Source organism: Exiguobacterium sp. A1_3_1, from assembly GCF_048985645.1.
In the GTDB taxonomy this organism is placed as follows: domain Bacteria; phylum Bacillota; class Bacilli; order Exiguobacteriales; family Exiguobacteriaceae; genus Exiguobacterium_A; species Exiguobacterium_A indicum.
Map to the genome: position 1 here is coordinate 1 of NZ_WBYY01000131.1, position 9,341 is coordinate 9,341.

Genomic DNA, 9,341 nt, shown 5'->3' on the forward strand with positions numbered 1-9,341 from the left:
GAGATACATAATGCGTCAACTCCAAGAAATTTTTTAACATCTGCTTCCCGTCTCGCGTCAAAATCGCTTCCGGATGGAACTGGACACCGAGAATCGGCAACGTCCGGTGACGGAGTGCCATGATCTCCCCACCGGATTCCGCCGTCACTTCGAGCACTTCCGGGAATGTCTCGCGTTCAACGACGAGCGAGTGATAACGTGTCACCGGCGTCGCTTGTGGGATTCGTTCAAAGATGCCTTGTCCGTCATGCGTCAGTGGCGAGACTTTTCCGTGCATCAATTCCTTCGCGCGGACGACTTTACCACCGAATACTTGTCCAATCGCTTGATGACCTAAGCAGACCCCTAGTATCGGCACCTTCCCAGCAAAATAAGCAATCGCTTCTAGACTGATCCCCGCTTCATTCGGTGTACAGGGGCCCGGTGAGATGACCAGATGATCCGGTTGCAACGCTTCGATTTCCGCAAGGGTGATCGCGTCGTTGCGAAATACCCGGATGTCTTGCCCAAGTTCGCCGAAATACTGGACTAAGTTGTACGTAAAGGAATCATAGTTATCAATCAATACAATCATTGCGTTCCCTCCGCTGTTTCTTTTGTCACCCATAACGCTTTGGCTTTACTAAGTGACTCTTCGTATTCACGTGCTGCGTCCGAATCTGTGACGACTCCAGCACCTGCTTGAACATATGCCATCCCGTCTTTTGCGACGAGTGTCCGGATCAAGATATTGAAAATGACATCATCCGCCCAACTGATGAAGCCAAGCGACCCAGTATAGATACCGCGCCGGACCGGTTCCAGTTCTTCAATGATTTCCATCGTCCGGATTTTTGGTGCGCCAGTGATCGTACCACCTGGGAACATCGCAGCGAGCACCTGACTCCCAGAGTGTTCCGGAGCTACTTCCCCTCTGACGTTTGAGACGATGTGTTGTACGTGCGAGTATTTCTCGATCACCATCAGCTCATCGACATGAACCGTACCATAACGACTGACGCGTCCTAAATCATTCCGCTCTAAATCAACAAGCATCACATGCTCTGCCCGTTCTTTTTCATTATCGAGTAAGGTTTTCGCAAGTCGTAAATCCTCCGCTTCATCCTTCCCGCGCGGCCGTGTTCCGGCAATCGGACGTGTCGCTAACGCATCACCGATTTTTTCGACGAGCAACTCGGGTGAGGCGGACACGAGTGTTAAATCTTCATCCGCAAAGTAACCCATGTATGGAGAAGGATTGACTTGTCGTAATACATCATACAAATGTTCCGCTGTCGTCCCAAGCGGTTCCTGTTGACGGACGGACAAATTAACTTGGAAAACGTCACCGTCCTCAATATAGGATTTAATCCGGTGTGCCGCTGTCATGAACGCTTCCTGCCCGAAAGCCCGTTCTCGCTCACCTGATAAACCAGTCGGTGTAAATTGAGGTGCATCCGTCTCGATGCACCAACGCGCGACTTCCGTTTCAAGAACTCGCTCTGCTTCTTCTGCTGTGTCTCGTGTCACGGCAATGAACAATTGCTTCGTTTCTTCATCAAACACGGCGACTTCATCGTACCAGTAAAATGATAGATCGGGTGTTTGCAAATCATCCATCGCTCGTTCAGGTAGCTTTTCTAAATAACGGACGGCATCATAACTGACGTATCCGGCAAACCCACCAAAGAACGGTGGCATTCCATCCGGTCGGATCGATTCACGGTCGACGCGGAGCTGTTCGAGTACATCAAACGGATTCGCCGTCGATGTCTCGACTTTTCCATCTGTCTCAATCGTCGTCGTTCCGTCCTTTGTCCGAACGTATCCGACAGGACGAGTCGCCGCCATCGTATATCGGCCGATTCGACCGCTTTCGAGCCAGACGTGTCCCGTTGTGCCATTCGTCTGTTCAACATATCGATTGTAAAATTGTTCTTTCGTCCATGGTACTGCTTTGTATTTCGTCTGTCGCATACGCGTCCCCCACTTCACACTATTCTGCTCTCATTATACGCAAAAAAGTACACGGAAGCCGAATGACTTCCGTGTACGTCCAGTTGATTACTTCGATTGGTCTGCTTCTTCCTCGATTTGATACAGCGGTGTACTTAAGTACCGCTCCCCATTCGAAGGAATGATCGCAAGAACGTTTTTCCCTTTACCGAGACGTTTCGCTGTCTTGAGCGCCGCTGCAATCGCAGCACCTGACGAGATACCACCTAAGACACCATTCGTCTTCGCTGCTCGGCGTGCGTGATCGAATGCTTCTTCCGTCGTGATTTGCTCAACACCATCATAAATCTCTGTATCGAGAATCGACGGCACGAACCCAGCACCGATTCCTTGCAGTTTGTGTGGTCCCGGTTTACCACCTGATAAGACCGGTGAATCCGTTGGTTCGACGGCAATGATTTCAATACCTTGGAAAGCATCGCGTAACACTTTACCAGCACCGGTGATCGTTCCGCCCGTTCCAATTCCCGCGATGAACGCATCGAGTTGCATGCCTTCGAACGCTTCGACGATTTCAGGACCTGTCGTTTTTTCATGGACGACTGGATTAGCACCGTTATTGAATTGTTGCGGCATGAAGTAACCGTGTTCTTCTGCTTCCGCTGTCGCGCGAGCGATCGCACCCTTCATCCCTTCAGGACCCGGAGTCAGAATCAATTCCGCACCATAGGCGCGAAGCAACGTCCGGCGCTCCATGCTCATCGTTTCCGGCATGACGAGGATGGCGCGGTACCCTTTCGCCGAAGCGACCATCGCGAGTCCGATTCCTGTGTTCCCACTCGTCGGCTCGATGATCGTGTCTCCTTCTTTGAGTTGACCCGCTTCTTCTGCGGCCTCAATCATAGATAACGCGATCCGGTCTTTTACGCTTGATCCAGGGTTCATGTACTCCAATTTCAGATACACATCTGCATCCTCAGGACCCGTTAGATGATGTAACTTGACGATCGGGGTGCGACCGACTAAATCTAATACTGAATTCGCAATACGCATGACCATTCCTCCTCATTAGTGAACCGCTTGAATTCCAAGTAATCCGATAAACTAATTATCAGCGGACTGGATGAAATCTGTCAATCAAAGCGTTTGACTTCCGGCTTTTTTCCATCCTTCGTCTGGCGTTCGACCGCTTCTTGAATCAAACGATCAATCGTCTGTTTTTCCTGTTCCGTTCGCATCGTCTGATAGACCATCGCGCGCGTGATTTTCTCATCACCGACTTCGGCGACGACATCCTCGAGCGGACCACCGATGCTGTCTTGAACGATTTTAGGAGAATCGACCTTTGGGAGCTCACCCATGAAGGCGTAAGCACCGGTCATGAAATTCGTCAACATTAAGATGAAGATCAACATCCACAAGTACTTAGGTTGTACATTCCCCATATTCGATCCCTCTTATGCTCTTTCGAGTGATTTTTCGCGAAGTTCCTCTAATTCTGGAACATCATAGTGATAATGCTCTGAACAGAAGTGACAAACAGCTTCCGCACCACCATCTTCATCAATCATCGCTTGAATCTCATCTGGTCCAAGGGCAATGATTGCTGTCGCTAATTTGTCACGGTCACACGTACATTCGAATGATACTGGAATCGTATCAAGATGTTCGTAGTCACCGAGAACGAGTTCTAACATTTCTTCTGGTGTTTTTTCCTCACCGACGAGAATCGAGATCGGTTTAAGGGCTCCAACACGTTTTTCGAGTGCTGCAATCGTCTCTTCCGATGCACCTGGCATCAATTGAACGATCAAGCCACCTGCTGCGATAACTGATTCGTCTTCTGGATAAACGAGAACGCCAGCCCCAACGACCGATGGGCTTTGTTCCGATACAGCGAAGTAATACGTAAAGTCTTCGCTGATCTCACCTGTTTGAATCGGCGATTGACCACCGACGAAGTCACGTAACCCGAGGTCTTTGATGACAGAGATGTTTCCGCGACCGACCGCTTCACCGACTTTTAGTTTCGTCAGACCATCTGCATTGACATACGTATCCATCTCGACACGGGGACGACTCACATATCCACGTACGACACCTTTTGCGTCGGCATCGACGATGATTTTCCCAATCGGTCCATCGCCTTCGACTTTTAATGTGACACGTGTATCGCCTTTTTGCATCGTACCCATCATTGCACCGATCGTCAGTGTCCGACCGAGCGCTGCTGTGACGACAGGTGTCGTCTGGTGGCGCAGTTGTGCTTCATAGACCGTCTTCGTCGAACGGATTGCAAACGCACGGACTTCTCCATTGAAGCCTAACGCCCGTACTAAATAGTCATCTTTTAATTGTGCTAATAATTCTTCACGTTTCATCTTGATTCCCTCACTTATTTCGTTCGTAGATAATCCGTAATCCATCTAACGTCAAGAATGGATCGACGATCTCAATCATCGTGGATTCCTCGCTGATTAATCGGGCTAAGCCGCCGGTCGCAATGACCTTCGCTTCTCCCATTTCTTCTTTCATCCGGTGAACGAGTCCGTCCACCTGTGCCACATATCCGAAATAGGTCCCCGACTGCATCGCATGGATCGTATTCCGTCCGATGGCTGACTGCGGTTTCGCGATTTCGATTCGCGGCAATTTTGCTGCCTTATTATAGAGTGCCTCGGTTGCAACCATCACACCGGGTGAGATGATGCCGCCGTAATACCGTTTTTGTGCATCGATGTAACAATACGTCGTCGCTGTTCCGAAATCGACGATGATCATCGGTCCCTCGTATTTCGCCGTCGCTGCTACCGCGTTGACGATTCGATCGGCTCCCACTTCTCGTGGATTATCGACTTTTAAATCGAGTCCTGTCTTGATTCCTGGTCCAATCAAGAACGGACGGCGTTTAAAGTAACGCACACACATATTTTCTAGTGGAAACACGACGGGGGGTACGACAGATGATAACACGATTCCCTCGATTTCTTCCACGTTTAGCTCTGCGTCACGGAACAACGCTTTGACGAGCATACCGTATTCGTCCGTCGTCCGTGTCCGGTCTGTCGCAATCCGCCAATGCTCAATCAACTCTTGTCCTTGATAGACACCTAAGACGATATTCGTATTTCCGACATCGATGACTAAAATCATTTGCTTATTTCCCCGCTTCTTCTCAATTTTCATGCTTCGATTGTATTCCGTTGTTTCACGATCGGAACTATATACGTTGTGATTATACCATGCTCGTATGGTCACACCTACCGATGTGTATTCGCTCGGTCTGCCACAAAAAAGAACGGATTCGATATCAATCGAATCCGTTCCATCCGTTTACACTTGATCGTCGCGACGCGGCGTATCTGGTGTATCCGTATCTACATTTTTCCCTTCGTCAACGACTGAACCCATTTGCGTTGGAGACTCTGTCGGTTGATCAACAGTTGCATCTGTCGATTCCGGTGCTTTCTCTTCTGCTTTTGGAGTCATTGCTTCTGGTTCATGTTTTTTGTATTCGCCCGTCTCTAGGAGGTGGTGAATTTGTTTTTGATCGAGTGTTTCGACTTCAAGCAATGTCGTTGCAATCAAGTCGAGCTGATCGCGCTTCTCAGTCAGGATATCTTTCGCTTTTTGGTAACAGCGGTTGATGATCGCTTGGATTTCCGTATCGATCTCGTGTGCGATTGCATCCGAGTAGTTCTGTTCGTTTTGGAAATCACGGCCGAGGAAGACGTTACCGCTTTGACCTGATCCGAATTGAAGCGGTCCGAGTTTTTCACTCATCCCAAACTCCATGACCATTTTCCGTGCAAGACCTGTCGCACGCTGGAAGTCATTGCTTGCCCCAGTCGAGACTTCTCCGAAGACGATATCCTCTGCGACACGACCACCGAGCAATCCAGTAATCTTATCTTCAAGTTCCGGCTTCGTCATGAAGTAACGATCTTCTTTTGGCAACATGACGACATATCCACCCGCGTTACCGCGAGGAACGATCGTTACCTTGTGTACTTCATCCGCATCGTCGAGCGTGACACCGATGATTGTATGTCCAGCTTCGTGCCATGCGACGATCTTTTTCTCTTTCGGCGAGATGATCCGGCTCTTCTTCGCTGGTCCAGCGATAACGCGGTCAATCGCTTCTTCGAGGTCAACGATCGAGACTTTATCACGATCTGCCCGAGCGGCAACAAGTGCTGCTTCGTTTAGAAGGTTTTCAAGATCCGCACCTGAGAATCCAGGTGTTCGTTGTGCGATTGCTTTTAAATCAACCGTTGAATCGAGCGGTTTGTTCCGCGCGTGAACTTTCAAGACTGCTTCACGACCGATGACATCTGGACGGTCAACCGTGATTTGACGGTCAAAACGACCTGGACGGAGTAAGGCTGGGTCAAGAATATCAGCACGGTTCGTTGCTGCGATCATGATGATGCCTTCGTTTTCACTGAATCCATCCATCTCGACGAGAAGTTGGTTCAATGTCTGCTCACGCTCATCGTGTCCACCACCGAGACCTGCGCCCCGTTGACGACCGACAGCATCGATTTCATCAATGAAGATGATACATGGTGCATTTTTCTTCGCGTTTTCGAACAAGTCACGGACACGTGATGCCCCGACACCGACGAACATCTCAACGAAGTCAGAACCTGAAATCGAGAAGAATGGTACGCCAGCTTCACCAGCTGCGGCACGCGCGAGCAACGTCTTACCTGTACCTGGAGGACCTACGAGGAGGACCCCTTTCGGAATACGGGCACCGAGTTTCGCGAATTTACGCGGATCTTTCAAGAATTCAACGACTTCGACGAGTTCTTGTTTCTCTTCGTCTGCGCCGGCTACATCATCAAACGTAATCTTTTTCTTCTCTGTGTCATAGAGGCGTGCCTTCGATTTCCCGAAGTTCATGACGCGACCGCCACCACCGCCACCTTGTGCTTGATTAATCAAGAAGAAGAAGAGGATGAAGATGATGATGAATGGAACGATCGTCGTCAGTAACGCGATCCAACCACCATTCGTTTCTGCTGCCTTAAAGTCCAATTTGACTCCTTGGCTTTTCAATTGCGTATAAAGATCCGTTAGTTCCGTATCAACAGCCGGTACGACCGTCTCATACGTTGAATCTTTTTCACGCAAATCTCCTGTCACATTATACGTCTGCCCTTCGTATTGGAAGGTAGCCGTCTTGATTTCACCTTTTTCAACAGACTCGACAAACTGTGTGTAATTGATTTCTTTGCTTTTGTTCACTGGACTCTGCAAGTATTGCAGAAACAAGATCAAAGCTAGAAAAATGACCCCAAACACGAGGGTATTCTTCACTGCTCGGTTCATCTTATGCCTCCTCTCCGCATCCATCTCGTTTTTCTAGTGGATGAATACGAATCCTGGCGCGACAGGGCGCGCTTTGTAATTGGTTTCATCTTATCATGGGACAGACGAGATTAAAAATAATTAGCCACCGTAGACTGCAGGTTTCAAGACACCTACGTATGGAAGGTTACGATACTTTTCTTCGTAATCCAGACCATAACCGACGACGAATTCGTGTGGAATGACGAAGCCGCTGTAATCTGCGTGCAAGTCATTCTTCCGTCCTGTTGGTTTGTCGAGCAACGTCACGATCTTAACGGACTTCGCTTTCCGGTACTTGAAGAGATCGACAAGGTAACCAAGCGTCAATCCGCTGTCGATAATATCTTCGACAATCAAGATGTCGCGTCCTTCTACCGATGTGTTCAAATCTTTTTCAATCTTGACTTCACCTGTTGATGTTGTCCCACCGTGATACGTTGAAACGTCCATGAAGTCCATTTCAAGATGCATATCCATCTTTTTCACAAGATCAGACATGAACGGCATTGCGCCTTTTAAGACGCACACAAGCAACGGAAAACGATCGTGATAATCCGCTGTCAATTCGCCGGCGAGTTCGCCCACTTTATTTTGGATCTCTTCTTCTGAAATCAGTACTTTTTCCATATCGTTCATCAAGGTCATGCTAGGTATTCCTCCTCCATAATAAACACTACATTACCATTCTATCATTAAATAAGATTTTGCGAGGAGTTCAAATGACCCGAATATTGCAATTCGATGTCCAATGACGGCTAAAATCACTCCATTTGCATCGACGACGACCGGAACCTGTTCCCGGAGATAACGCGGAACCTTAGCATCAATCAGAATTCGACTGACTTTTTTCGAACCCACAGCAAGCTGAATCCGATCTCCTGGACGTGGCGGACGTACCGTCAATGGGAACGCAATCGCGTCCAGCGGGATACCTTGATTTCCGATTGAGAAGCGAACCATTTGTTCACCATAATGATACGTTCCCAAATTCTCCCCTACTTGAAACGATAAATCGTCATTCATTGACCGTATCACACGATCCTGCATCAAAAAGCCATATGCACGTCGCATCCTCCAGTTTCCATAATACACTTCGTCTGAGCCCTTATCCACCCGAAGCCATGTAACAAAGTGACGAATCACATCCGAAGAAAACATTTCTCCCGTTAATGTCGGCAAAACAAGCCGCTGTAAATCCGTCGGTAATTCTAAAATACGTGCGACCGGAATTCCGTTCGCTTCCTTACACCGTTCGAGATAGGTCGCGACGAATGCCGCCTGTTCACGGATGATTTGCTGTCGCGCATGTGCTGCCGCTGCCGTTGCCTGTTCAAACTCAGGACGCATGTCTCGGAGTGATGGAACAATCGTATGCCGGATTTGATTACGCAAATAAGTAGTTTCTGCATTTGACGCATCTTCTCGCCATGGAACTTCATGTTGCAACGCATACTCGCGTAATGTTTGCTTCGATTCATGTAGCAACGGTCGATGCAACCAACCGTTACCAAACGGACGAACGACGGGAATACCATCAACCTGCGCTTCTCCACGAATGAGCTGAATGAGTAGCGTCTCAATTTGATCGTCTTGATGATGGGCGAGAATCAGACGCGAGCGCCCGGTCTCTTCCATGATTCGTTCAAAAAACGCATATCTCTCTTCGCGACAAGCTGCTTGAGAGCTCGTACGTCCTGTCCATTCTAAACGCGTCATGAAAAAAGATATCTTTCGGGCCGTTGCCCACTCCTTAATAAAGCACGCTTCTTCGTCGGACGCCTCTCGTAATCCATGATGCACATGCGCAATCGCGATATCGTAGCCCTCTTTGTACAACCGATCGACGAGTACCATCGAATCACAACCTCCCGAAACACCTACTAAAAGTGGTTCGAACGGCACACCTTCCATAACGATTTCCCCCTTTCCGTTAAAACCTAAAAAAAGCTATCTCTATATAATAGAGATAGCTTTTGAGAATGACCCGTACGGGATTCGAACCCGTGTTACCGCCGTGAAAGGGCGGTGTCTTAACCGCTTGACCAACG

Annotated in this window: 9 protein-coding genes; all 9 read right to left on the bottom strand. The window is 48.7% G+C overall.

The window, feature by feature from the left end:
• Nucleotides 1-574, bottom strand: a 574-nt coding sequence (locus tag F8N00_RS13145; protein WP_421018353.1) for an anthranilate synthase component II, incomplete at its 3' end; no start/stop codon positions are given.
• A complete protein-coding gene (locus F8N00_RS13150) occupies nucleotides 571-1,956 on the bottom strand; it encodes an anthranilate synthase component I family protein (RefSeq protein ID WP_023466566.1) in 1,386 nt (461 codons plus the stop codon). The genes F8N00_RS13150 and F8N00_RS13145, both read right to left, overlap by 4 nt.
• Nucleotides 1,957-2,043: 87 nt before the next feature.
• The gene (gene cysK, locus F8N00_RS13155) at nucleotides 2,044-2,988 is read right to left on the bottom strand and encodes a cysteine synthase A (protein ID WP_023466565.1); all 945 of its coding nucleotides are present in this window, start codon (nucleotides 2,986-2,988) and stop codon (nucleotides 2,044-2,046) included.
• Nucleotides 2,989-3,068: 80 nt separating this feature from the next.
• Nucleotides 3,069-3,380, bottom strand: a complete 312-nt coding sequence (locus tag F8N00_RS13160; protein ID WP_023466564.1) for a hypothetical protein — start codon at nucleotides 3,378-3,380, stop codon at nucleotides 3,069-3,071.
• Nucleotides 3,381-3,392: 12 nt separating this feature from the next.
• Entirely contained in the window at nucleotides 3,393-4,316 is a 924-nt protein-coding gene (gene hslO / locus F8N00_RS13165) for an Hsp33 family molecular chaperone HslO (protein WP_023466563.1), read from the bottom strand.
• A 10-nt stretch (nucleotides 4,317-4,326) separates the two neighbouring features.
• Nucleotides 4,327-5,088 carry a type III pantothenate kinase gene (locus F8N00_RS13170; RefSeq protein ID WP_035399500.1) on the bottom strand — a complete coding sequence of 254 codons (762 nt, stop codon included), beginning with the start codon at nucleotides 5,086-5,088 and terminating at the stop codon, nucleotides 4,327-4,329.
• 180 nt (nucleotides 5,089-5,268) lie between these two features.
• Nucleotides 5,269-7,272, bottom strand: coding sequence for an ATP-dependent zinc metalloprotease FtsH (ftsH, locus tag F8N00_RS13175; protein ID WP_075643142.1), 2,004 nt, complete (start codon nucleotides 7,270-7,272; stop codon nucleotides 5,269-5,271).
• Between the two features lie 120 nt (nucleotides 7,273-7,392).
• Nucleotides 7,393-7,938: a hypoxanthine phosphoribosyltransferase gene (hpt, locus tag F8N00_RS13180; protein WP_023466560.1), complete on the bottom strand. Its 546-nt coding sequence runs from the start codon at nucleotides 7,936-7,938 to the stop codon at nucleotides 7,393-7,395.
• Nucleotides 7,939-7,971: 33 nt separating this feature from the next.
• Nucleotides 7,972-9,204 (bottom strand): tRNA lysidine(34) synthetase TilS, encoded by a 1,233-nt coding sequence (gene tilS / locus F8N00_RS13185; protein ID WP_055966560.1) that lies wholly within the window; start codon nucleotides 9,202-9,204, stop codon nucleotides 7,972-7,974.
• Nucleotides 9,205-9,341: the final 137 nt, after the last annotated feature.

Bases quoted from the DNA above. Each gene is read 5' to 3' on its own strand.
- hpt (WP_023466560.1), bottom strand. From the start codon at position 7,938: ATGACCTTGATGAACGATATGGAAAAAGTACTGATTTCAGAAGAAGAG.
- hslO (WP_023466563.1), bottom strand. From the start codon at position 4,316: ATGAAACGTGAAGAATTATTAGCACAATTAAAAGATGACTATTTAGTA.
- F8N00_RS13160 (WP_023466564.1), bottom strand. From the start codon at position 3,380: ATGGGGAATGTACAACCTAAGTACTTGTGGATGTTGATCTTCATCTTA.
- F8N00_RS13170 (WP_035399500.1), bottom strand. From the start codon at position 5,088: ATGATTTTAGTCATCGATGTCGGAAATACGAATATCGTCTTAGGTGTC.
- F8N00_RS13150 (WP_023466566.1), bottom strand. From the start codon at position 1,956: ATGCGACAGACGAAATACAAAGCAGTACCATGGACGAAAGAACAATTT.
- cysK (WP_023466565.1), bottom strand. From the start codon at position 2,988: ATGCGTATTGCGAATTCAGTATTAGATTTAGTCGGTCGCACCCCGATC.
- tilS (WP_055966560.1), bottom strand. From the start codon at position 9,204: ATGGAAGGTGTGCCGTTCGAACCACTTTTAGTAGGTGTTTCGGGAGGT.
- ftsH (WP_075643142.1), bottom strand. From the start codon at position 7,272: ATGAACCGAGCAGTGAAGAATACCCTCGTGTTTGGGGTCATTTTTCTA.